The 22,328-nt window shown below is 56.6% G+C and carries 21 protein-coding genes and 2 tRNA genes; 10 read left to right on the top strand and 13 right to left on the bottom strand.

The genetic code is table 11. The annotated features are described in order from the left end of the window. Positions 1–84: 84 nt before the first annotated feature. The 4 genes from rnd to MED193_RS22100 all read right to left on the bottom strand — a co-directional run bounded on the left by rnd (position 85) and on the right by MED193_RS22100 (position 4,095). A complete protein-coding gene (rnd, locus tag MED193_RS22115; protein ID WP_009812019.1) occupies positions 85–1,242 on the bottom strand; it encodes a ribonuclease D in 1,158 nt (385 codons plus the stop codon). Positions 1,243–1,337: 95 nt separating this feature from the next. Next, a complete protein-coding gene (purN, locus tag MED193_RS22110) occupies positions 1,338–1,940 on the bottom strand; it encodes a phosphoribosylglycinamide formyltransferase (protein ID WP_009812018.1) in 603 nt (200 codons plus the stop codon). Further along, on the bottom strand, positions 1,937–2,983 hold the full coding sequence (purM, locus tag MED193_RS22105) for a phosphoribosylformylglycinamidine cyclo-ligase (protein WP_009812017.1): 1,047 nt from the start codon (positions 2,981–2,983) through the stop codon (positions 1,937–1,939). The genes purN and purM overlap by 4 nt, the downstream gene beginning before the upstream one ends. Before the next feature lie 140 nt (positions 2,984–3,123). Then, positions 3,124–4,095 (bottom strand): MBL fold metallo-hydrolase, encoded by a 972-nt coding sequence (locus MED193_RS22100; RefSeq protein WP_039966563.1) that lies wholly within the window; start codon positions 4,093–4,095, stop codon positions 3,124–3,126. Between the two features lie 116 nt (positions 4,096–4,211). Between MED193_RS22100 and MED193_RS22095 the strand changes: the two genes are divergently transcribed. After that, complete coding sequence (locus tag MED193_RS22095) at positions 4,212–5,147, top strand: LysR family transcriptional regulator (protein WP_009812015.1); 936 nt, start codon at positions 4,212–4,214, stop codon at positions 5,145–5,147. Between the two features lie 35 nt (positions 5,148–5,182). After that, positions 5,183–5,258 (top strand) — tRNA-Ile (locus MED193_RS22090). 92 nt (positions 5,259–5,350) lie between these two features. Here the strand turns inward: MED193_RS22090 and MED193_RS22085 are convergent. Both MED193_RS22085 and MED193_RS22080 read right to left on the bottom strand, forming a co-directional pair. Continuing rightward, positions 5,351–5,782, bottom strand: coding sequence for a nuclear transport factor 2 family protein (locus MED193_RS22085; protein ID WP_009812014.1), 432 nt, complete (start codon positions 5,780–5,782; stop codon positions 5,351–5,353). Positions 5,783–6,019: 237 nt separating this feature from the next. Continuing rightward, complete coding sequence (locus tag MED193_RS22080; RefSeq protein WP_254655487.1) at positions 6,020–6,457, bottom strand: nuclear transport factor 2 family protein; 438 nt, start codon at positions 6,455–6,457, stop codon at positions 6,020–6,022. Between the two features lie 276 nt (positions 6,458–6,733). Here MED193_RS22080 and speB point away from each other — a divergent pair, with 276 nt between their 5' ends. Continuing rightward, on the top strand, positions 6,734–7,720 hold the full coding sequence (speB, locus tag MED193_RS22075; protein ID WP_009812012.1) for an agmatinase: 987 nt from the start codon (positions 6,734–6,736) through the stop codon (positions 7,718–7,720). Positions 7,721–7,761: 41 nt separating this feature from the next. Here the strand turns inward: speB and MED193_RS22070 are convergent, their stop codons facing one another. Further along, positions 7,762–9,081 (bottom strand): ATP-binding protein, encoded by a 1,320-nt coding sequence (locus MED193_RS22070; protein ID WP_009812011.1) that lies wholly within the window; start codon positions 9,079–9,081, stop codon positions 7,762–7,764. A 141-nt stretch (positions 9,082–9,222) separates the two neighbouring features. Here MED193_RS22070 and MED193_RS22065 point away from each other — a divergent pair, with 141 nt between their 5' ends. Further along, entirely contained in the window at positions 9,223–10,137 is a 915-nt protein-coding gene (locus MED193_RS22065; protein WP_009812010.1) for an MBL fold metallo-hydrolase, read from the top strand. Between the two features lie 70 nt (positions 10,138–10,207). Next, positions 10,208–10,282, top strand: a tRNA-Asn gene (locus tag MED193_RS22060). Positions 10,283–10,603: 321 nt separating this feature from the next. Here MED193_RS22060 and MED193_RS22055 read toward each other — a convergent pair. Continuing rightward, on the bottom strand, positions 10,604–13,204 hold the full coding sequence (locus tag MED193_RS22055; RefSeq protein ID WP_009812009.1) for a PAS domain-containing hybrid sensor histidine kinase/response regulator: 2,601 nt from the start codon (positions 13,202–13,204) through the stop codon (positions 10,604–10,606). Continuing rightward, positions 13,201–13,758 (bottom strand): molybdopterin-dependent oxidoreductase, encoded by a 558-nt coding sequence (locus MED193_RS22050; RefSeq protein WP_157041445.1) that lies wholly within the window; start codon positions 13,756–13,758, stop codon positions 13,201–13,203. The genes MED193_RS22055 and MED193_RS22050 overlap by 4 nt, the downstream gene beginning before the upstream one ends. A 412-nt stretch (positions 13,759–14,170) precedes the next feature. Here MED193_RS22050 and MED193_RS22045 point away from each other — a divergent pair, with 412 nt between their 5' ends. Beyond that, positions 14,171–14,785, top strand: a complete 615-nt coding sequence (locus MED193_RS22045) for a response regulator (protein WP_009812007.1) — start codon at positions 14,171–14,173, stop codon at positions 14,783–14,785. Positions 14,786–14,827: 42 nt separating this feature from the next. Here the strand turns inward: MED193_RS22045 and MED193_RS22040 are convergent, their stop codons facing one another. Continuing rightward, a complete protein-coding gene (locus MED193_RS22040) occupies positions 14,828–16,066 on the bottom strand; it encodes a cytochrome P450 (RefSeq protein WP_157041444.1) in 1,239 nt (412 codons plus the stop codon). A 135-nt stretch (positions 16,067–16,201) separates the two neighbouring features. On the opposite strand from MED193_RS22040, the gene MED193_RS22035 reads away from it, so the two are divergent. Beyond that, entirely contained in the window at positions 16,202–16,540 is a 339-nt protein-coding gene (locus MED193_RS22035) for a TfoX/Sxy family protein (RefSeq protein WP_009812005.1), read from the top strand. A 130-nt stretch (positions 16,541–16,670) separates the two neighbouring features. Here MED193_RS22035 and ndk read toward each other — a convergent pair whose 3' ends face one another. Together ndk and MED193_RS22025 are read right to left on the bottom strand one after the other, a co-directional pair. Beyond that, positions 16,671–17,093 carry a nucleoside-diphosphate kinase gene (ndk, locus tag MED193_RS22030; protein WP_009812004.1) on the bottom strand — a complete coding sequence of 141 codons (423 nt, stop codon included), beginning with the start codon at positions 17,091–17,093 and terminating at the stop codon, positions 16,671–16,673. A 124-nt stretch (positions 17,094–17,217) separates the two neighbouring features. Further along, entirely contained in the window at positions 17,218–18,420 is a 1,203-nt protein-coding gene (locus tag MED193_RS22025; protein ID WP_009812003.1) for a multidrug effflux MFS transporter, read from the bottom strand. A gap of 315 nt (positions 18,421–18,735) precedes the next feature. Between MED193_RS22025 and MED193_RS22020 the strand changes: the two genes are divergently transcribed. Genes MED193_RS22020 through MED193_RS22010 form a run of 3 tightly spaced genes read left to right on the top strand, consistent with a single transcriptional unit; the run spans position 18,736 to position 21,838 of the window. Continuing rightward, complete coding sequence (locus MED193_RS22020; protein WP_009812002.1) at positions 18,736–20,598, top strand: ABC-F family ATP-binding cassette domain-containing protein; 1,863 nt, start codon at positions 18,736–18,738, stop codon at positions 20,596–20,598. Further along, positions 20,595–21,218 carry a MarC family protein gene (locus MED193_RS22015; RefSeq protein ID WP_009812001.1) on the top strand — a complete coding sequence of 208 codons (624 nt, stop codon included), beginning with the start codon at positions 20,595–20,597 and terminating at the stop codon, positions 21,216–21,218. Before MED193_RS22020 ends, MED193_RS22015 begins: the two co-directional genes overlap by 4 nt. A gap of 38 nt (positions 21,219–21,256) precedes the next feature. Further along, positions 21,257–21,838, top strand: a complete 582-nt coding sequence (locus tag MED193_RS22010) for a TIGR02281 family clan AA aspartic protease (RefSeq protein ID WP_009812000.1) — start codon at positions 21,257–21,259, stop codon at positions 21,836–21,838. A gap of 25 nt (positions 21,839–21,863) precedes the next feature. On the opposite strand, the gene MED193_RS22005 is transcribed toward MED193_RS22010, so the two are convergent. Beyond that, on the bottom strand, positions 21,864–22,322 hold the full coding sequence (locus tag MED193_RS22005) for a DNA polymerase III subunit chi (RefSeq protein ID WP_009811999.1): 459 nt from the start codon (positions 22,320–22,322) through the stop codon (positions 21,864–21,866). Between the last annotated feature and the right edge of the window lie 6 nt (positions 22,323–22,328).

Raw genomic sequence — 22,328 nt, 5'->3', positions numbered from 1 at the left:
TCGCCTTCCCTGTGAAAACGCGGCTCTTTTGGTGCTGACCTTCCCATTCACGGACGCCGCGCAATCTCTCTGGTTTTGCAAAACTTAAAGCTCTACGACTTTCACAGATTGCCCCTTTGCTGCCAGAGCGATCTCGCCATTGCACAGGCGCAGCGCGTCCTCGCCAAAGACCTCCTGGCGCCAACCCGTTAAGGCGGCTACATCGCGCTCTCCGGCCGCGATGGCATCCAGATCAGCGCTAGGGGCGATCAACTTGGCAGCGACGCCGGCAGATTCGGTCTTAGCCTTTAGCAGCACCCGCAGCAGATCGGCCAGCGCCGGGTTCACCTGCATCTTTTCTCGACTACGATCCATCTTTGGATGCTTATCCGGCGGGCAGCTCATGCCCTTGGCAACCGCATGCAAAATGCCCTCGGCAATCGCGCCTTTGCGGGCTTCGCGCAACAGCAGCCGCGAGCCCCCCAGATCAGAACTGGTGCGCGGTTTAGTTGAGGCCAGCTCTACCAGCGCATCGTCTTTGAATACCCGGTTACGCGGCACATTATTGGTTTGGGCATAGTCTTCGCGAAAAGCCGCCAACTCACGCACCACGGCCAGGAACTTACCCGAGGAGGTGCGGGTCTTAACCCGACGCCAGGCATCTTGCGGCTGGATATTGTAGGTCGCAGGATCGGTGAGTACCTGCAGTTCTTCGGCAACCCAATGCGAGCGGCCACTACGCTCCAGATCGGCCGCAAGATATTCATAGACCCGGCGCAAATGGGTAACATCTGCCAAGGCATAGGCTTGCTGCGCCTCGCTCAGTGGGCGGCGAGACCAATCAGTAAAGCGCGAGCTTTTGTCGACGCCCTCTTTAACGATCTTGCGCACCAGTGTTTCATAGCCCACCTGATCGCCAAAGCCACAGACCATGGCCGCGACCTGAGTGTCAAACAGGGGCTTGGGAAAGACATTGGCATCCACCCAAAAGATTTCGAGATCTTGCCGCGCAGCATGGAACACCTTGACCACGGATTCATCGCGAAACAGCGCATAGAGCGGCTCCAGCGACAACCCCTCTGACAGGGGGTCCACCAAAACTGCGTCGTTTTCACCATCGCCGGAAAAGGCGATCTGGATCAGGCAGAGTTTGGAATAATAGGTACGTTCGCGCAGAAACTCGGTATCGACCGTCACATAGGGGTGGTTTGCAGCCTCTTCACAAAAGGCCTGCAGCGCGTCGGTGGTGGTCAGAGTTTTCATATATCACGACTTTTCTGGTGTTCTGGTCTGAAGTTCTGGGCAAATCGGCTGGCCATGGTGATACGCCTTTGCTACCGGCAATGCAAACTGCCAGATCACCCCTTTAGCAACACCGGGCTACGATCCCCCGCAGCAAAGCGCCGCAGTACCGCAGGATAAAGCCGATGTTCCTGCACCAGCACGCGCGCTGCCAGATCATCAGGGCTATCGCCGGGCAGGACGGGCACCCGTGCCTGGCCCAAAATTGGGCCGTCATCCAGCGCTGGTGTCACCTCGTGAACCGTGCAGCCATGCTCAGCGTCCCCAGCCTCAAGTGCGCGGGCATGCGTATGCAGGCCTTTGTATTTTGGCAGCAAGGAGGGGTGAATATTCAACATGCGGCCCTGAAACGGCGTGACAAACCCTTCGGTCAGCACCCGCATAAACCCGGCCAGACAGACGATATCAGCGCCCGCGTCCAAAATAGGTTTGATCAGCTCGGCCTCAAAAGCCGCGCGATCACCCTTAAACGGGCGATGATCAACTGCCGCCGTGGCGATGCCAGCGGCAGCGGCCTTTTTCAGCCCGCCTGCCTCGGCATCGTTGGACAGTACCAAACAGGGGCGCGCTGGGTGGTCGCCGTACATACTCTCGATCAGCGCCACCATATTGGAGCCGCCGCCCGAGACCAAGATAGCGACCTTTTTCTTGTCGCTCACAGCAAAGAGCCTGTGTAACGCATGCCCTCTCCTGCGGTGACAGTGCCCAGGCGGCTGACGGTTTCGCCCTCGTCCTGCAGGATCGCCATCAGTTCATCGGCGCGATCGGCGGAAACCGACAGGATCATGCCAATGCCGCAGTTGAAGGTCTTGAGCATCTCAGCTTCGGCAATGCCGCCGACCTCGGCCATCCATTTGAACACGCCGGGAAGCTCCCAAGCATTCAGGTCGATGTCGGCACCCAGATCCTCGGGCAGCACCCGGGGCAGGTTCTCTGTCAGACCACCGCCAGTGATATGGGCAAGCGCATGCACGCCCCCTGCCCGTACCGCCGCCAGGCTTTGCTTTACATAAAGGCGTGTTGGCGTCAGCAGGGCCTCGCCCAGAGTACCCTCGCTAAAGGGCGAATCCGCGTCCCAGCCAAGACCGGAGAGCTCAACAATTTTTCGCACCAGCGAATAGCCATTGGAATGTACCCCATCCGAGGCCAAACCGATCAACACATCCCCTTCGACCACGCCAGCAGGCAGGGCCGTGCCGCGTTCCATGGCACCAACTGCGAATCCTGCCAGGTCAAAATCGCCCTCAGGATACATGCCGGGCATCTCGGCGGTTTCGCCACCAATCAGCGCACAGCCAGAGCGCACGCAGCCTTCGGCAATGCCCTCAATGATGCGCGCGGCGGTTTCGGTCTCGAGCTTGCCGGTGGCAAAATAGTCGAGGAAGAACAGAGGCTCAGCGCCCTGGCAGACCAGATCATTCACGCACATTGCAACCAGATCAATGCCAACGCCATCCACAACACCGGTATCAATAGCGATGCGCAGCTTGGTGCCGACCCCATCGGTGGCCCCAACCAGGATCGGATCGTTATAGCCGGCGTCTTTAAGATCAAACAACGCTCCAAAGCCGCCCAAGCCGCTCATCACACCTGAGCGATTGGTGCGCTTGGCCGCGGGCTTGATGCGATCCACCAGGGCATTTCCCGCGTCAATATCCACACCTGCATCCGCATAGGTCAAACCGTTCTTGCCGCTGGTCATCTCTTGGCTCCTTAAAACTGGTTGCGCAGCCTTTAGCGCAAGGCTCACCAGAAAGAAACAAGGGAATCCACCGCGCGCAACCTGTCGCACGGTGGAGAGAGAGCTCAATGCTTAGATAAGCCCCCAATTACGCAGCCAGATCAGAGGCCAAACTGCCAGGGCGCTGCCTGATAGCGATAGCCCTCGCTCTGACGCAAAACCCGACCAAGGCCAGGGAAGTCAATATGGCTACCGGTCAACAACAACCCTTCAGAGGCCGCGCGGTCGAGCATCTTGTGCCGCGTGGTCGCCGTCAGCACCGGATCCGTGTCAAAGGCGATGGTCCAGTCAGGGTAGGCAAACTGCAGGGCAGTGCTGTGAATAATATCCCCCCAGAACAACAGCTGCTGTCCGCCACTGTCCAACATATAACCCATGTGGCCAGGCGTGTGCCCCGGAAGTGGCAGCGCGGTGATTCCGGCATCAACGGCGGCCTCCCCGTCAATCAGACGCAGCCGGTTTTGATAGGGGGCAACTGTCATGCGTGCCATCTGAAAGAAGGCCCGGTTGCCTTCTGGAACCGAAGCCATAATGGCATCATCATGCCAAAATCCCCATTCCACCTGAGACACCACCAGCTCTGCGTTCGGAAAAACGGCCTGGCCATCCTGCGAAACAAGACCGCCAGAATGATCAGGATGCATATGGGTCAACAGAACCGTGGTAATCTCAGTGGGCTTCACCCCCATTGCAGCCAGTCCGGCCCCCATGGCGCCCAAATTCGGTCCCATCAGGTCAGCACTACCAGCATCGATCAGCGTTTTTGCATCGCCCCGCTCGACCAGATAACCATTTACCGGGATATTCACCCCCTCTGGAGTCATCTGATGCAACCCTTGGGCCAGAACGGCCTTTGCCTTTTGCGCATCATAATTTGCAAAGAGCTGCGGCCCCAGCGGCAGATGACCGTCCAAAAACACGGTCACACGAGCATCGCCTAGGGAAAACTGATGTAACACCGGGGGCAACCCGGTGTTAGCAGCCGCGCTTTCTGCCTGAGCCTGGCCAGTGATAAATGTGGCTGCCGGTGCCGAAGCAAGTGCCGCAAGAAAGGTTCTGCGATTAATCGTCATAAGGATCTCCGATATGGTTGGAACCAGTTTCTGGTCGCAGCCCCGATCTAGTTTGCCAAATTCAACCCATGTAGGCATAAACGCCCTATTACACATATAAGCAGGACCTATACCCTATGGATCGCTTGGGATTGTTAGAGAGCTTTGTTATTGCCCTGGACGAAGGAAGCCTGAACCGCGCAGCCCAGCGCCGCGGTATCAGCCAGCCTGCGATGAGCCTGCAAATCAAACAGCTAGAGGCACTCTTGGGGCATGAGTTACTGCACCGCTCCTCTACCGGGGTAAAGCCGACGCGCGCTGGCCAGTTGGTCTACTCCCAGGCCCAGGGCTTGCTCTCGGGCTATGATCGCATGAGCGCCGAGCTCAGCGCATTGGAGGAAAACGTTTCAGGCACCTTTCGGATCAGCACCAGCACCTTTTTTGGCCGCATTATCCTCGGCCCAGTGCTACTAGAGGTCAACCAGGCCTATGCCGATCTGGATATCGTGATGAAGCTCGAAGATAGGCTGGTTGATGTGGTACGCGAAAACGTCGATCTCGCCATTCGCTCGGGAACCCTGGGCGATAGCGACGGAGCCGCCCGCAAGATTGCGCAGATGGAAACCGTGCTGTTTGCTACGCCAACTTATTTGGATCAGACTGGACGGCCAGAACTGCCCGAAGATCTGAGACGGCTAAAATTCATCCAGCACCATGAGGATCAAACCGGTGGGTTTTTCCCACTGATTCTGAACGGCGTTGAATTTCAGGCGCCAGTTCACGTGGGATTTACCGCCGATGATCCTGACCTGATCATTCGCGCCGTCTCCAACCACACCGGATACGCCCGGGCGCCACGGCTATTTTTGGATGAAGCTCTTTGTACTGGGCAGTTTGAAGAAGTCTTACCAGCGTACCAACCACAGCCAAAAGAGATCTTCGCGGTCTACCCTTCACGCCACAGCTATGACAAACGCCACGAGGTGGTCATCACTGCCCTGCTTGAGCGTATGGAAGCGCTGCGCCTTGCCTCAATTGCCCGTCGCCACCCTCCAGCTGCAATCATGGCTTGACCTTCCTGCAGGCATTTCCTAACCACGTGCTTAGTGGGCCTGTAGCTCAACGGTTAGAGCAGAGCGCTCATAACGCTTTGGTTGCGGGTTCAAATCCTGCCGGGCCTACCACCCCCCCACAACACCTCTATTGATCGATGGGGTCCTCAGAAAATGCGGCGAATTGGCCGGAAAGTTTCAGGAGGCTCACACGGCCTCCTCATTCACTTCCAGTCCAGACTCTGCCCTGAAAAACACCCAAGCATCGCATCTGGCGGCAATTGCCCCAGATGTTCAAACACAGTCATAATATCCGCCTGCGAGACTATCTCTGCGATCAGCCCATCAACAAATCGCACCATCAACACTCCGTCAGTTTCTACCGATCTTGCATGATCTGGGCCAGCAGATGTCATTTTGTAGTGAACAGCCGCCCAATCGCGATCTTCTAAGAAAACCAGAATCTCGATACTCATCTTGCCAATCAGGGTGTGGAGTACATCCAGCAACAACGGGATTTCCTTCCGCGTCGCCAGATTTGAGATAACCTGTTCATTAGCTCCCAGTGTCGGGGACAAAAGCTCGTCCAAGACTGACATGTCCCCTTCTTCACATACTTCATGAATCCAGCGAGCAACGATTTGCCGTTTCGTCATTATCAAAAGCTACCTTAAAAAAGTGATTTTCTTATACCTGAAATCTCTACCAAGGAAAGAGCGCACCCCAAACCGATTGTTGAAAAATCCATTTATGTACAAATACTTAACACTCCCTACAAAGCCCATTCTTACGGGCCGCGTAGCAAAGAGAAATTGCAAAACACCCAAAGGATTCGGCTGCGAAAACCTCAAACCGGAACCTGAGAGAAATTTACAGCAAAGCCGCAGCTACAGTTATTTCCAGATCAGGCTTTGCCCGGAGAAGCACCCTAGCAAAGTATCAGGGGGCATTTGCCCAAGTTGTTCAAACAAGGCCAGACTATCTATCCGTGAAATCAGATCAACGATCAGCCCCTGATCAAAGCGGAACATCAGCAGGCTCTCAACCTTAACTGGCTTGTGTCCCTCTTCTCCGGCCCCATTCGTGCGATAGTAAACGCTGACCCATTCACCATCTTCCAGATAGACTAGAATTTCGGTCTTCATCGGCCCGACAAGGCCGCGTAACACATCGACCAAAAGTGGAAGCTCTTTCCGCAGTGCAAGGCCACCGTAAATCTGACCATCCTCTCCTAAGCTGGGGGCCAGGAGCTCATCCAAAGCGGAAATATTTCCGGCATCCCAAATTTCTGAAAACCAGTGCTCAACAACCTCCCGTTTTGTCATAGTCATGGTTTGGTCAATCCCCCGCTGAAATTTCATTCCGCGCGCCCTCAAAGGATGCGCCTTTACAATGCAAATTTATGCACCCCCAGGCTACAGGGATATTCACTAAAGTGAATATCCTAATTTTCGACCAATAAGGACCTTAGGCGCTGAAAAAAAAGGAAAACGGCCCAAACTTTTGAATGGCCAATAAGGATCGTACTTACAAAGGAAGAGCTGGTCTTGGCGCATGAACTCCGCCATCATCTAAAGTCAAACACAGCAGACCAGTAGGAGGCTAAATTGTCAGAGCATGGATATGAGGCCGGTCGGTTGAACCTTCCTTTTGTCGGTATTTCAACCTTCGGCAAATCCAACTACGTTGCGGATTGGGATAGGATAGAGGCGGATGTCGCCATTCTTGGCGCACCCTTTGATTTTGGCACACAGTGGCGCCCAGGCGCGCGTTTTGGTCCGCGCGCGGTGCGCGAGGCCTCTACCCTGTTCAGCTTTGGCCATGCGGGTGCCTATGACCATGAGGATGACGCCACCTATCTGGGGGCCGATGATGTAACCATGGTCGATCTTGGGGATGCGGATATCATCCATACCAAAACCGAAGAAAGCCACGCAAATATCGAGTTTGGCGTCAGAAAGATTCTGGATGCCGGTGCCCTGCCCGTCACCATTGGAGGGGATCACTCGATCAATATCCCCTGCATCAACGCCTTTGACAAAGATTGCGCCCAAAACGGCCCTCTGCATGTGGTGCAGATTGATGCGCATCTGGATTTTGTGGACACCCGTCATGGCGTTACCAATGGCCATGGCAATCCAATGCGGCGCGCCATCGAAAAAGACTATGTCTCGGGCATGACCCAGCTCGGGATTCGCAATGTCTCCTCAACCGCAAAGGACGGTTATGATGACGCCCGCGGCCGTGGCTCAGATATCCTGTCAGTACGGCAGGTGCGCAAACTGGGCTGTGACGCGGTTCTGGCCCGTATTCCAGAAGGTGGACGCTACTATGTAACTATCGACATTGATGCTTTCTGTCCTTCGATCGCACCTGGAACCGGCACTCCAAGCCATGGCGGCTTTCTTTACTATGACGTCTTGGAGATCCTGCAGGGTCTGGCGCAGCGCGGTGATGTGGTGGGCATTGATCTGGTCGAGGTGGCCCCCGCCTATGATCCGAGTGAGAGCACGCAAATCCTTGCGGCTCAGCTCCTGCTCAATTTCATTGGCTTCATCTTCCACGCGCGCAAGAACTGCGCCGTAAAAGCCTGAAATCCCCCTCCCTCTTTGGCGTGAATATCAAAGAGGGGAGGTTAACGGCCAATCACAATATCTGCCTGCAACCCACCAAGGTCTTCACTTTTGCCCAGCCTCAGCATGCCGCCATGGGCACGGGCGATGTCAGCCACAATCGCCAAGCCAAGCCCCACCCCTGAGCCCAGATCCTGGTTTCGCGCCGGATCAAGTCGCGCAAATGGGCGCACAGCATCTCCTCTTAGGCCCGGCGGAATACCGGGGCCGTCGTCTTCCACACGCAGACGCAGGGATTTTTCGGTCAGGGCTACAGAAACGCGTGCCCGCGTGCCGTAGCGCACAGCATTGGAAATCAGGTTTTCCAGCGCCCGGCGCATGGACTGAGCCCGCAGAGGCACCGTCCCGGCGCCGCTCAACTCTCCCAGCATCACATCCTTGTCCTGACGCCGCCAATCTTCGACAACGGAAATCGCCAATTGTTGCGGATCCACCGGTTCTGGTTCCCCAGTCGAGGCCCCACGTGAAAAATCGAGAAAAGCGTCCAGCAGCGCCTGCATTTCGCTGACGTCCCGCAGCATAGGCTCAGCTTCTTCTTCATCGATCATCGCCAGGCTCAACTTCAGCCGGGTTAAGGGTGTGCGCAGATCATGGCTCACCCCCGACAGCATCAGCGTGCGTTGTTCAATCTGGCGTTCAATGCGCGCCCGCATATCCAGAAAGGCACTACCGGCAACCCGGACCTCGATAGCACCACGCGGAGAATATGGCAGGTTGCGCCCACGCCCAAAGGCCTGGGCAGCATCTGCTAGCTTCTTAATCGGGCGCAACTGGTTGCGCATGTAGACGAAAGAGATCACCGTCATCAGAAAGCCAAAAAACACCATGGTGACAATCAACTGATGCGGCGCAGCTGCCGTCAGGCGCCGCCGGTCCAGTTTCAACTCCAAGATACCGGCGCGCGTTTCAAAATAGAGCAGGAACTCTCTGGTTTCCGGGAACTTAACCGCCACAAACCCCTCGAGTTCTCGTTCGAGTTTAGCCCGCACCACCCGACCCGAGAATTCATTCAGGCTCAGCTCATCCTGCGGTCGTGGCTCCTGTGGGGCCACGAACCTGGCGGTCATCGTCAAGGGCGCCAGATAGGGGTCCAGATGCTGTAAGTAGAGGTCAGGATCCGAGGTATCACCAGCCCGTTGGCGCAAGAGAGTGATTTCACGCAAAACCGTTGTGGTCATCTGCGTGGTCACGTCCTCAAGATCGCGTTTGATAAATACGATTGTGACCAGAAGTTGCAGCGCAACAACGGGCATGATCAGGATCAATGCCGCGCGACCATAAAGACTGCGCGGAACATATTGTTTAAGCCATTGGAAGAACATAGGCTAATACTAACGGGGCAGCACCGCACTGTGAAGAGCCGTTAACCCGCAGCTCTGCGCTACGACCCCAAGGGGTCAGAGGTCCGCCCAAAAACAACCCAGGCAGCGCCAAGACGCAGCCCTGACAAAAGGCATATCCACATGCAAGCTCCTGATGAATTCAACCCAACGCCTGGCGTGCCAGAAGAGCTGCAACCCGGCGTGCGACGCCTCTTGGCTCCCAATCCGTCGCCGATGACCTATCGCGGCACCAATACCTACCTTGTTGGTATCACCGATCTGGCAGTCATCGACCCCGGTCCAGATCAAAAGGCCCATCTGGATGCCATTCTGGCCTCTGTCCTGCCTGAGCAACGCATCAGCCATATCATCGTCACCCACAGCCATCTGGATCACTCACCGCTTGCCCGGGCTCTCGCGGATAGCTCCGGTGCGCCGATCTATGCCTTTGGCCCCAGCGAGACTGGGCGCAGTGCCGTCATGCAGGACCTGGTGCGTGCAGGTATGCGCAGCGGCGGAGAGGGCATCGACCGTGATTTCGCGCCAGACATCCTCGTGGCGGATGGCGAGATCCTAGCGGCGACGGATTGGCAGCTAGAGGTCATCCACACACCTGGCCATCTGGGCAACCACATTGCCCTTGCCCTGGGGGATGCTTGTTTTACCGCCGATCATATTATGGGTTGGGCCAGCTCACTGGTTTCGCCGCCTGATGGGGATCTGACGGATTTCATGTCCTCTTGCGCACGCCTGCGCGCCAGAGACTGGCGGGTGTTCTACCCCGGTCACGGCGCCCCTGTCACCGCCCCCAAAGAGCGCCTGGATTGGCTGATCGCGCACCGCAACAGCCGCGAGGCGGATATCCTGACCTGTTTGCGACGGGCTCCGGCCACCTCCGCCGAACTGGCACGTGATATCTACAAAGAAACGCCTCCAGCCCTATTGCCCGCCGCCGAACGCAATGTATTTGCCCATCTTGTCGATCTGGTTGGGCGAGAAAAAATCGAGCCCTGCGGCAGGCTTACGGAAACAGGCAGCTTTCGAATTCGCTCCTGACACTTTTTTCTGGGAAATCCAATTTTCCTCTGGACCTCCCCCGGAGGCCTCGCTATATCGCAGAGACCGTTCCGGCGTAGCTCAGCGGTAGAGCAGTTGACTGTTAATCAATTGGTCGTAGGTTCGATCCCTACCGCCGGAGCCATAAAAAGCCCTTTAAGGTTATACCCTTAGAGGGCTTTTTTGCATCCATTAGTCCATTCGTGTTATCTGACTTTGCGACAAGATGCTTGTTCTGCGGGCGCTGGGGCGCATTGCTTAGGAACAGTATCTCGATGCTGAACTTCTCGCGCCTGCCGCTTCCTCAGTGAGGAAAAGGCAATCGACGCGCTTCTTTTCTGCTGATTTGGCACGGGACATACATCAGTCCGGATCACGCCAGGGCATTTCTGCTTGGCCACTTCTCCGCAGTTAGATGCTATTGGTTCCGCCAGGCAGCGGGCGCATCAACAGGCGCCCAGCCGCGCTAAACCGCTTCTGAATAGGGAGAATTCATCTCCAGCTCAGATTTGGCCTCCATCCAACTGTGCTGAAGCCCTGTGGCCACAGGTTTCTCATCCCCCTCCTGCATCTCGATTGCCAGCAGCGCCATCCGCAGCTCAACCAGCCCCAAAACAGCCGCCGATCCGGCCAGCCGGTGTGCCTCTTTGCGGTGATCCGGGTCAAGCGCCTCGGCGCCCTTGAGCGCAGTCAGAAAGCCCTCTACCTCCGCGGCAAACGCTGTCAGAAATCCCATGGCGCGCTCTGAGCCAAGAGCCTCAAAGAACTGTTCTATATCCGATTGCTCTGCTGGCTGCGGCGGGATCTTGGCTGGTGCAGCGCGTCGTGCGACCAAAGCGGACAGCTCTTGATTGCTAACGGGTTTGGTCACGATCTCAGCAAAGCCTGCTTTGAGGATCCGGGCATGGTCATCTGGGGCAGTATGCGCGGTGAGCGCGACGATATCGACAGCTTCAGCCAGTTTCTCCGCTCGGATCCGGCCGATCGCCTCGATGCCATCCACCTCTGGCATACTGATATCCATCAGGATGAGGTCGAAATCCTGCTGTCGGCACATCTCTATCGCTGCCGCGCCACCGGAGGCCACTGTCACCTGATGGCCCAATTTCTGTAGCATCTGCTGGAACAGCTCACGATTGATGTCATTGTCTTCCACCACCAATAGTTTCGCTGACTGTTCCTGCCTTTGCTTAGCCAAAGGATTCGGAACCGAGAGAGGCTGCGCAGCCGCGAGTGGTAGGGTCAAAGAAAACAGGCTGCCTTCTCCGAGTTCGCTGTCGCAGGTGATGGTGCCGCCTATTGCCTCTACGATGCGGCGCGTGATCGCCAGCCCCAGCCCTGTTCCTTCGCTGCCCCGCCGATAGCTGGAATCCAGAGTGATAAAATCCTCAAAGATCCGCTTGAGATCCTTCTTGGCAATGCCTTCGCCAGTATCAGAGACATGAAACTCGATATGTCCGGCTGTTGCACTGAGCTGGACATCGACCAGGACGGCCCCATCACGGGTGAACTTGATCGCATTTCCAATCAGATTGAGCAACGCCTGCTGCAAGGCCCGTGGTTGCCCCGCAACCATGCTAGCGGCTTCGTCGAGACCATAGTTCAAGGTCAAGACGTTGCCGTGGGAACGCGCGTGGGCCTGTTGGCTTCCCACCAGTCGCTCCATTACCTCTCGTAGATCAAACGGGCAAGCCGCCTCCGACGCAATTCCGGATTCCAGGCTGGACAGCTGCAAAACATCGTTGACGTGATGCAACAACAACTCTCCAGACACCGACATGGCATCCAGATAGCGGCTTTGCTCGGCATTGGGGTCTGTCTCCTGCAACAGATCAATCGCTCCCAATATCCCAGTCAAAGGCGTACGCATCTCATGGCTCATTACGGTCAGAAGATTTGCCTTGGCCCGTTCCCCGGCCAGAGCATCGTCGCGGGCACGCCGCAACTCCTCGTCGGCAGCAATACGATCAGAGATGTCACGCAGATAGGCCACAAACACCATATCGGCCTGGCTGCGGCTTATGGAGAGGGAGACTTCGACCGGGAAAATCTCGCCAGATTCACGCAACGCCTGCAACTGCACACGTCCACGTCCAGCAACCCGAGCTTCGGAGGTCTTCAACAAGCGGTCCATGCCTGCGTAATGCGCTTGGCGAAGATGCGGTGGAATGATCAGATCGGCCATTTGTTCGCCAATCACATCCTCACGCTTGTAGCCGAAAATGGCTTCGGCTGCGCCGTTGAAAGCCAAGATACGCCCCTGCCGATCCGTCATCAAAATAGCATCCAGAGAAGACGAGATCATCGCCTCCATCCGGGATCCAGCCTGGCTGCGCTCTTCGGCCAATCTACGGCCACGGCGGTACATCCAGCCCAATAGCAGCGCAGTGATCGCCAGGGCTACAAATAGAGCCAAGACTACAACGGCCAGGCGCCACAAAATCGCAAAGAGATTGAGGCGCTTGCTTTCTGTGTCTTCGACTTGAATCACAACGCCAAAAAGCGCCAACTCCCGCACATCATCGCCGTTATTCACAAGCTCTTGCGCTATCTGATCTCGGTTCTGAAGCACCTGGCCATCGGGAACATCGATCAATCCAACAAGCGCGTTCAGACGATCCTGCAACCGTCTAAGTAGTTTGCCACCCGCAGGAGAGCTCCGCAGATCAGCAAAAAGTGGCCCTTCAATAAAGGTGTCTATGCGACTGTAATATATGTCAAACTGACGCCTCAGAGCAATTACGCCGCCGGGCTCTGAGACATTAATCAGCGCGACTTCCAGCTTAAGATGATCCACTTCAGCCTGGGACAGCACCCATTGCATATTGTCTGTCGCGGCCGTCGACAAACCCTCTAACCGTTGAACGACCTCATGTCCAAGACGCACAGATTGCACAGTGAGGAGCGGCAGCACCATCAGCGCCAGCAAGAGCAATAGCTTTGTCAGCCGGGGCCAGTTGCCTTTGCCAAAGCCTCTCCAGAAGGGCGCAGTGGGCGCCGACTGGGAGAAGGCGACGCCCCGCGCTCCCCTACCTTGCGTTTTAACCTGTGGCACCACTTTGGTCATTCAGCTGTGGGCCTCAAGCTCAAGCTGTCCAGCTGCCAGATGCTGCGCGAATATACCGCCTCTGTGCGATAGGCCGGGTTGCTGTCGTAGGGATAGACCAGCCACAAGGGCCCCTTCCCGCGCAGGGACATGGTCTTTCCATTGCGCAGGTAAGCGATAATGGGACCGTCCTCAACCGCATCGGTCAGCGGGATTTCAACCATGTAGTCATTGACCGCGCGCGCCTCAAGCGTGATCCCTGGAGTGGGCGCCGCAATATCGAACTGCGCCAGTAGCTCTGCCAGTGGCACACCGGTAAAGCTCTGCGGTCCAGTCGTCCAGATCGTGGTGGTTTCAAAACTATCTGCGGCCAGCGCCTGCAGTTGGGCCAGCGTCATTTGCTGCTCCCTTGCGCCCTCGCCCTCCAATGTCACGGTGAGCAACACCTCCCCCTGAGGCGCTGGCGCGGCGGATTGAGATGCGGTATCGGCCCGTGTGGTATCTGCCCCAAACAAGGCAGCAAAAACCGCTAGACCAGCCCCCAATGCAAGGGACAGAACTTTCTTTTCACGCATCATCATTTTCTCCAAATGGGTACAACCAATAGCGTCCTGGGTTTTCCCAGCTAACGTCGAATTTACGCTATCCAAGATTGAGCAAAGCCTAACATATCTCGGCCCTGAGGCTATCTAGGCCTCAGGATAGCCTCCTATCCTTCCGTATAGGAGACAAGCAAAACCGACACATAATACCCCAGTCACAACCCTCATTAGGCCATATTCTCGCCCTGGAGAGGCCTCCCGGCGTAACTGGGCTGCGTTCACCGACACGATCAGTGGTCCCCGCGCCACGAAAAAACCCTAACCTCGGAGCGCTTCTGATATCTTCTACGCACTTTCTTACCAATTGGACCTAAAAACTTGATGGATTTGAAATACTTCTGATTGTAGGCTGACCTTAGACCAACTGGAACAGTATTAGGTTTTCATGCGTATTTTGTTAGCAGACGATCATGACATGGTTCGCGAAACCATCTCTGCCTACCTCGAAACGAAGGGGGAGGCGGAGGTCTCTTTGGCGACAGATCTGGCTGGCGCTTTGGACAAAATAGGCCGCGAGGGCCCCTTTGATCTGGTGCTACTTGATTTCCAAATGCCTGGGATGCATGGGCTTGCAGGGTTGAGCGAAGCGTTGAATGCCAATGGCGGCAAAGGCGTCGCCATTCTGTCTGGCAGCGCACCGGCGCAAACCGCACAGGAAGCGCTCAAATTGGGGGCGATTGGCTTTATTCCAAAAACCATGGGCGCTCAATCGCTGCTCAATGCGGTGCGGTTTATGGCCGCCGGGGAAATCTATGTCCCGGTTGATCTGATGCGGGAAGAGCCCGCAGCCCCAGCACATCCATTGGCCGCGAAACTCAGCCCGCGTGAAAACGAAGTTCTTTCCGGGCTTTGCAAAGGCCAATCCACCAAGGAAATCGCCCGCGATCTTGATCTACAGGAAGTCACAATCAAACTGCATGTGCGTACCCTGTGCCGCAAACTAGAGGCCAAGAACCGCACCCAGGCGGCAATGATCGCTAAGGAAGCCGGGCTTTACTAATCGTAAGCCCTGCGCTCGCCCCAGCTCGCTCCCTTGCCAGGCCTAGACAGACAGCTGCGCAGGCAAAGCTGCGTAGCCGCGAAAGCGAAGACGCCCGCCATGCTGGCGCCCTGGCAGGATCTGGTAGTCAGGAAAGCGCGCAATAAACCGCTCCAGTGCAATTTTTCCCTCTAGCCGTGCCAGGGTTAGCCCGACACAGACATGTGGCCCTCCCGCAAAGGCAAGATGGCGGTTTGGTCGACGGGTAATATCAAAAACCTCCGGCTGCGCAAAAACCGCTGGGTCACGGTTGGCGGCGCCGATCATCAATTGCAGATTACTGCCACGCGGAATCGCAACACCGCCGATCTCGACCAGGGCTTTGGTTTCGCGATTGCCCAGTTGATTGGGCGAGCGAAAGCGCAGCACCTCCTCCACCGCTGGTTTAATCAGCTCCGGCTGCGCCAGAAGCAGCGCCCTTTGTTCTGGATAGTCATGCAAAAGGGCCAAAGCGTTGCCAATCAAATTGGTGGTGGTCTCATGCCCTGCATTCAAAATGAAGATACAGTTCTGAATCAATTCGGTTTCGTTCAGGCGCTCCGTCGCGCTGTTTTCATCACCAATTAGCCGGGTGAGAACATCGGTTTCCGGATCACCCGGACTCTCCCGACGCCGGGCAATAAGGTCTCGCAAATAGTCCCTGAACTCTTCAACAGCCCTATGCCCTGTGGTCAGATCTGCTTCGGACAGGGAAGGTTCTAGCGCGCCCAAAATTGCAAGCGACCAATCGCGCAGTGGCGCACGTTCCTCCAGCGGGACATCCAACAGGTTGCCGATAACCTCAATGGGAATGCGAGAGGCAAAATCCGCAATCAGATCCACCGAGGGCCGGTCGTTCAGCCCCTCCAGCAAGTGATCAACTGTGGCGATCAGTCCAGGCTCCATCCGTGCAATCGCCCGCGGGGTCAGGGCTGAGCTCATAATTCTGCGGACCCGCGTGTGCAGGGGCGGGTCGGAAAACACCAGCGAGGTCGTGTGATGCTCAAACAGCGGCGAGCCCAGGCCAAACTTGGGTGCAAATATGGCCTTCTTGTCGGAAGAGTACAAAGTTGTATCGCGGTAAATCCGATCCAGATCCGCATGTCGACTGATCAGAAAGGATCCATCAGGCTGGGCCAACACAGGGGCTTCGGACAGGAGTGCATCGTAAAACGGAAAAGGGTCCTCAACAAAACCCGCAGGTGGATTGGTCAGATCAAAATGCTGAACATCAACCAAGGACGAAAGCGCGGAACCTGGCAACGAGACTACTCCTGTCTTTTGATCTGAGGATCAAAGGAAAACAAAGACCTGTCAACAAGATGTCCACTGTCTTGCATTCCATAAAGAGTCAAAAGCATAGGTGACAGGGCCGAAAGAACCACCTATGTTCCCCCTATGTCCACTGCCATCACCACGATCAAGAACCTTGGCCCCGCTTATGAAGAGGCCTGTAAAAAGGCGGGTATTCATACTGCCGAGGAGTTGCGCGGGCTGGGCGCCGACCGCGCCTATGGCCGATTGCTATCCAGTGGCAGCAAGCCGCATTTTATTGGCTACTACGTCTTGGTCATGGCTCTGCAGGGCCGCCCCTGGAACGATTGTAAGGGCGAAGAGAAAAAGGCCCTCAGGAAACGGTTTGACGCCATCAAGGCCCAAAGCTTTGACAAAGGGCTTTCAGAGTTCGAGCGCATCCTTGATCAAATTGGTGTTGTTGAGAAACCAGCGCAGCCCTAGTCGGACGCACCTCGCCCCCTCCTCTGCCAGGTGATCTTTGACCAGACCGCAGGCACATAAAAAGGGCCCCCCTGGAGTTCCAGAGCGGCCCTTATTGCGTCGTCTTCAAATCTCTAACCAGAGAGGAGGCTTAGCCTACCAGCTCAAGACCAGAGAAGAAGTAAGCGATCTCAACAGCAGCAGTTTCAGGTGCGTCGGAACCGTGCACGGAGTTTTCGCCAACCGATTCCGCAAACTCAGCGCGGATGGTGCCGGCTGCGGCGTCTGCAGGGTTGGTGGCGCCCATGATTTCGCGGTTTTTCGCGATAGCGTTTTCACCTTCCAGAACCTGGCAAACGATTGGCTCAGAGGACATGAATTCGCACAGTTCGTCATAGAAGGGACGCTCAGCGTGGACTTCATAGAACTTGCCCGCCTGAGCTTTGGTCAGGTGGATGCGCTTTTGTGCAACGATGCGCAGGCCAGCTTCTTCGAACTTGGCGTTGATTGCACCGGTCAGGTTGCGACGGGTGGCATCGGGTTTGATGATCGAGAAAGTGCGTTGCAGAGCCATTGGGCGTTCTCCATTTGAAAGACTGGCGTCAAAAATATGCGCCGTAATATCGCGCGCCGCCTAACACGCCAGCGGCCCTATGGGAAGGGGAGACTTCGCCCAGACACAAAAATGCAGGGTGATTTTAGCAAGGCTCATCGAGGGGCTCATGAATATCAAGCCAGCGCACATAAAGAGCTGCGACCAGGGCGCCCAGGCCTGAGATCAGCATAATCGTCAAAACCATAAAGGGAGCATTCTGCGCCGTGACCAGCCAGCCGGTGCCCAGCGTCATCACCGCCCCCAAGGCAACCGTAATGGCTCCCGAAAGGCCGGATGCACTGCCCGCCAAATGGGGGCGCACGGACATCAAGCCTGCGCTGGCATTGGCCACTGTCAGTCCATTTCCAAAGCCCACGGCGATTGCAGCGCCAAAAAACACCGGGATAGCGCCCTGCCCTGCTAAAAATAAAACTAAGCCAACCGTAGGCCCGACAACAGCCGCGCAGCGCCCGACGAGGATCAAATTGATCAACCGCACACGATTGGCAAATCTGCCGGTGACAAAGTTCCCAACCATGAAACCGCCAGTGATAATTCCGATCCCCAGTCCCAGTTGCGCCGGATTGAGGTCAAACCAGGCTGCCGCCACCAGCGGAGCACCTGTGATGAACGCATAAAATCCACCGATGGAGAAGGCTAGGCAAAAACTATACCCCCAAAAGCGGCGCGAGGCCAAAAGCTCTGGGTAACTGCGCATCTGGGCACCAAAAGTGGCGGATCGCCGGTGGTTGGTTTCTCCCCAATCGCCCCAGCTGAGCATAAACACGCCAAATCCCATAATGGCATAGAGCACAAAACTAGAGCGCCAACCAAAAAGCATATCCAGCGCCCCACCCAGCATCGGCCCCAGCATCGGCGCCAAGGCCATGGCCATGGTGACATATCCAAGCTTGCTGGCGGCCTCGGATGTGGAATGCATATCGCGAATAGCGGCCCGCGACAGCACTTGCCCGGCAACAACCATGCCCTGGATCATGCGAAAGCCTAAGAATACCCAGACAGATTGGGCTAGAACACAGCCAACCGACGCAAGCATAAAGATAAACATTGAGCCCAGCAAAACCGGACGCCGACCAAAGCGGTCTGACAGCGGCCCCATGATCAATTGCAAAATGGCTGAGACCCCGAGATAGCCCGCAACGGACAGGTTCACCACTGCGTAACTGCTGGCGAAGTCCTCGGTGATCCGTGCCAGAGAGGGCAAAAACATATTCAGCGACAAAACCGCCAGGGCGGTTGCAAAGATCAGTGTTGTAAGATGGGGAGCTGTTTCTGCGGCCCGCATAAAATTGCCTACTCAAATATCTAAAGATAGAAACTGCCGGGAAAACCCTCTGATGGAATCTGATAGAAGAGGTCCTGCCGTGCTGCCAGCATTTCACGGAAACAGACCAGATACCAGCCAGACCACCCTACGCCCGCCTCTGGCCGAGATCTGCATGAGACCCTGCCTCAGCCCCCGAATATATAGATAAAAATGTGAAACCATGACCGAGACTTGGCACTTGATCTGCTGCGCCCATAGTTGCGGCCGTGATGGCGCGGCTTAGGAGCGGATACGCATTGACAAGACTCGGCGACTGCGACAGTGGATGGTCCCATGCTACGTATTCGCGATATCACCTATTCGGTTGAAGGCCGCCCTCTGTTTGAAGAGGCCAGTGCCACCATTCCCAATGGTCACAAAGTCGGCCTTGTGGGGCGCAACGGCACTGGAAAAACGACCCTGTTTCGCCTCATCAGAGGCGAGCTGGCGTTGGAGACAGGCTCAATCTCTCTGCCCTCAAAAGCGCAGATTGGCGGAATTGCCCAGGAGGCGCCTTCTTCCAACGTGTCATTGATCGACACGGTTCTGGCCGCAGACACCGAACGCGCAGCACTGATGGCTGAGGCGGAAACCGCAACAGACCCAACCCGTATTGCCGAGGTTCAGACACGGCTGGCGGATATTGATGCCTGGTCAGCCGAAGCGCGTGCGGCCTCGATTCTCAAAGGTCTCGGATTTGACGAAGAAGCCCAAGCGCGGCCCTGTTCTGATTTTTCCGGCGGCTGGCGCATGCGGGTTGCCTTGGCAGCTGTATTGTTTTCTGAGCCGGATTTGTTGTTGCTAGACGAACCGACCAACTATCTCGATCTGGAAGGGGCGCTCTGGTTGGAGGCCTATCTGGTCAAGTACCCCCATACGGTCATCATCATCAGCCACGACCGGGAACTGTTGAACCGCTCTGTGGGCGGTATCTTGCACCTGGAAGACCGAAAGGTCACCTATTACGGCGGCAACTACGACCAGTTTGCCCGCCAGCGCGCTGCCAATCGGGCCAATCAGGCCGCCCAGGCCAAAAAGCAGGATGCGCGACGTGCGCATCTGCAGAGCTTTGTCGATCGCTTCAAGGCCAAGGCCAGTAAGGCCAAACAGGCGCAAAGCCGGGTTAAGATGCTGGAAAAGATGGAAACCATCCGAGCGCCCGAAGATGCGGCACGTACGGTTTTCACCTTTCCCACACCGGAAGAGCTGTCGCCACCGATCATTGCCACCGAGGGCGTCAAGGTCGGCTATGATGGCAAGGTGATCCTGAGCAAGCTGGACCTGCGTATCGATCAGGACGATCGTATTGCCCTATTGGGCAAAAACGGCGAGGGCAAATCGACCCTGTCCAAGATGCTGTCCGCGCGACTGGCCCCAATGGGCGGCAAGATGGCACAGTCCAGCAAGCTGCGCATCGGCTTCTTTGCTCAGCACCAGGTGGACGAGCTATATATTGATGAAACACCGCTTCAGCATCTGATGCGAGAGCGCGCGAGTGAAGGCCAGGCCCGCCTCCGCGCCCGCTTGGCTGGATTTGGGCTGGGCGCCGATCAGGCCGATACTGAAGTCGGACGCCTGTCGGGCGGGCAAAAGGCACGGTTGTCGCTCTTGCTGGCGACATTGGATGCGCCGCATCTGTTGATATTGGATGAGCCGACAAACCACCTGGATATCGAAAGCCGCGAGGCGCTGGTTGAGGCCCTGACGGCCTATACCGGTGCGGTGATTCTGGTCAGCCACGATATGCACCTGCTGAGCCTGGTGGCAGATCGGCTTTGGCTGGTGTCAAAGGGCACAGTGAAACCCTATGAGGGCGATCTGGCCTCTTATCGGGCCTTACTGCTGGAAAAAGACAAGCCCGCCCCCAAGGACAAGCCAGCGAAGAAGGAAAAGCCCAAACCGGCGCGCCCCTCCCGCGATGCTATCCTGGCGCTCCGCAAAGAGGCGCGCAAATCCGAAGAGCGCGTCACCAAGCTGACCCAGATGAAAGACAAGCTGGATGCCAAGCTGGCGGACCCAGAGCTTTACGAACCTGAGAATAAAGACGAGGCTCGGGTTTGGCAGGGCAAACATGCCGAGGTCATCACCGCACTAGAGCGGGCTGAGCTGTTGTGGATGCGGGCCCTCGAGAAATTGGAAAAAGCCGAGGCTCTATGATCGACACTGCCTTTTTGATCACCTCTTTTGTGACGCTCTTTGTGATCATTGATCCCATTGGCCTCACCCCGATCTTCTTGGCACTGACCCAAGGCGCGACCGCGCAAGAGCGGCGCTCGATCGCCATCCGCGCCGCCTTTACCGCCATGTTTCTGCTGGCGCTCTTTGCCGCCTTTGGCGAGGCTGTGCTGGGGTTTGCGGGCATTTCCATGGCCGCCTTCCGCGTCGCAGGCGGCGTGCTACTGTTTATCACCGCGCTGGACATGTTGTTTGAGCGTCGCACCAAGAGGCGGGAAAACCAGGGCGAAGAGGCCGTAGAAGCCGATGATCCTTCTGTATTCCCCCTCTCGATCCCGTTGATCGCAGGCCCAGGCTCCATTGCCACCGTGATCCTTTTGTCAGGGCAAAAGCCTGGGCTGGAAGGCTTTGCCTTGGTGATGTGCGTGGTTGTTGCAGTCTTGATCGTGATGTTGGCCATGTTCCTCTCCTCTGGCCTGTTTGAGCGCGCCCTGGGCAAGACGGGAATCAATGTGGTGACCCGGCTTTTAGGGATGTTGCTGGCGGCCCTGTCGGTGCAGTTTGTCCTGGACGGGCTGCGCGATTTTGGCTTTGCCAGCTAAACAAGGCCAAAAGCCGCAAAAGGACGTAAGAGAGGCCCATGGAAGATCTAGATTATGGACGTCTGCTATACCTTCTGTTGCTGCTCTGCGCAGTAGGGTCCTGGGTCTTTGTGCAAACCCGACAGAATCTGAGCACCACCCTGCAACAACTGGCGATATGGGCCTTTATCTTTCTGGGGGTTATTGCAGGCTATGGCCTGTGGGACGACATTCGCCAGACAGTGCGCCCCCAGCAATCAGTGATGAATGAGGCCGGGCGGGTGACGGTGCCCCGGTCGCAGGATGGGCACTACTATCTCACACTCACAGTCAATGGCGCGCAGATAGAGTTCCTCGTGGATACCGGTGCCAGCGAAGTGGTGCTAAGCACGGCGGATGCAAGGCGGGCCGGGCTAGTGCCAGAGAAGCTTGCCTATCTAGGTCGGGCGAATACCGCCAATGGCGTGGTACGCACTGCATCAGTTCGAGTTGATGAGGTGGCCCTAGGTGAGATCCGCGATCGGAATTTACGGGTTTCGGTCAACCAGGGCGAAATGGATAAGTCCTTGCTGGGCATGACCTATCTGCAACGTTGGTCCAGCATAGAAATCCGCAATGGCGCGCTGGTCCTCACCCGCTAGTTCGGCCTGGGCTTGAACTATTCTTTCAAGCCTCAGCCTTCTTTTCCCACCGCCCTGTTTCCTCCGACCAATACTGCGCGGAGCATCCCGCGCCTGTCAGGCTCTTCCATTGGCTGCGCGCCTGCTGAAGCGCCGTTTCATTATTGCCATCAAACAGTATGCAAACCCGCTCCAGCGCCTGAACTTCCGCAGCTGTCACTTCAGCGCCATCCACCGTCATCAGACACTCCGGCTGGTTGGCGCTGTCCTGCGTGGTGGTCAGCAAAATCGGTTGCAGGGCGTCATGGGGGCCACCCGCCAGCCCATGCGCCAGGAAACTGTCGGCACTACCCTGCCAGAGGACCTCGTCCAGCCAGCTCATCCGGTCTGCCTGCTGGCCACGCACCGCGATGCGCCAGCCAGCACCGCGCGCTTTTTGCAGTAAGACCGGTAAGGTCTCCTGCAAAGGGCGCTGGGTCAGGTGATAAAAATAGGCAGACCCCATGCTGGG

Origin of the sequence: Roseobacter sp. MED193 (assembly GCF_000152965.1) — a bacterium.
Taxonomy (GTDB): Bacteria; Pseudomonadota; Alphaproteobacteria; order Rhodobacterales; family Rhodobacteraceae; genus Pseudophaeobacter.
Note: the sequence above shows the minus strand (reverse complement) of the source record. Positions and strands in the feature narration are given on the sequence as shown.

What these genes read in the sequence shown, in the direction of transcription:
- rnd (WP_009812019.1), bottom strand. Translation starts at nt 1,242, where the DNA reads ATGAAAACTCTGACCACCACCGACGCGCTGCAGGCCTTTTGTGAAGAG.
- purM (WP_009812017.1), bottom strand. Translation starts at nt 2,983, where the DNA reads ATGACCAGCGGCAAGAACGGTTTGACCTATGCGGATGCAGGTGTGGAT.
- MED193_RS22100 (WP_039966563.1), bottom strand. Translation starts at nt 4,095, where the DNA reads ATGACGATTAATCGCAGAACCTTTCTTGCGGCACTTGCTTCGGCACCG.
- MED193_RS22095 (WP_009812015.1), top strand. Translation starts at nt 4,212, where the DNA reads ATGGATCGCTTGGGATTGTTAGAGAGCTTTGTTATTGCCCTGGACGAA.
- MED193_RS22085 (WP_009812014.1), bottom strand. Translation starts at nt 5,782, where the DNA reads ATGACGAAACGGCAAATCGTTGCTCGCTGGATTCATGAAGTATGTGAA.
- MED193_RS22080 (WP_254655487.1), bottom strand. Translation starts at nt 6,457, where the DNA reads ATGACTATGACAAAACGGGAGGTTGTTGAGCACTGGTTTTCAGAAATT.
- MED193_RS22070 (WP_009812011.1), bottom strand. Translation starts at nt 9,081, where the DNA reads ATGTTCTTCCAATGGCTTAAACAATATGTTCCGCGCAGTCTTTATGGT.
- MED193_RS22065 (WP_009812010.1), top strand. Translation starts at nt 9,223, where the DNA reads ATGCAAGCTCCTGATGAATTCAACCCAACGCCTGGCGTGCCAGAAGAG.
- MED193_RS22055 (WP_009812009.1), bottom strand. Translation starts at nt 13,204, where the DNA reads ATGACCAAAGTGGTGCCACAGGTTAAAACGCAAGGTAGGGGAGCGCGG.
- MED193_RS22050 (WP_157041445.1), bottom strand. Translation starts at nt 13,758, where the DNA reads ATGCGTGAAAAGAAAGTTCTGTCCCTTGCATTGGGGGCTGGTCTAGCG.
- MED193_RS22045 (WP_009812007.1), top strand. Translation starts at nt 14,171, where the DNA reads ATGCGTATTTTGTTAGCAGACGATCATGACATGGTTCGCGAAACCATC.
- MED193_RS22035 (WP_009812005.1), top strand. Translation starts at nt 16,202, where the DNA reads ATGTCCACTGCCATCACCACGATCAAGAACCTTGGCCCCGCTTATGAA.
- ndk (WP_009812004.1), bottom strand. Translation starts at nt 17,093, where the DNA reads ATGGCTCTGCAACGCACTTTCTCGATCATCAAACCCGATGCCACCCGT.
- MED193_RS22025 (WP_009812003.1), bottom strand. Translation starts at nt 18,420, where the DNA reads ATGCGGGCCGCAGAAACAGCTCCCCATCTTACAACACTGATCTTTGCA.
- MED193_RS22020 (WP_009812002.1), top strand. Translation starts at nt 18,736, where the DNA reads ATGCTACGTATTCGCGATATCACCTATTCGGTTGAAGGCCGCCCTCTG.
- MED193_RS22015 (WP_009812001.1), top strand. Translation starts at nt 20,595, where the DNA reads ATGATCGACACTGCCTTTTTGATCACCTCTTTTGTGACGCTCTTTGTG.
- MED193_RS22010 (WP_009812000.1), top strand. Translation starts at nt 21,257, where the DNA reads ATGGAAGATCTAGATTATGGACGTCTGCTATACCTTCTGTTGCTGCTC.
- MED193_RS22005 (WP_009811999.1), bottom strand. Translation starts at nt 22,322, where the DNA reads ATGGGGTCTGCCTATTTTTATCACCTGACCCAGCGCCCTTTGCAGGAG.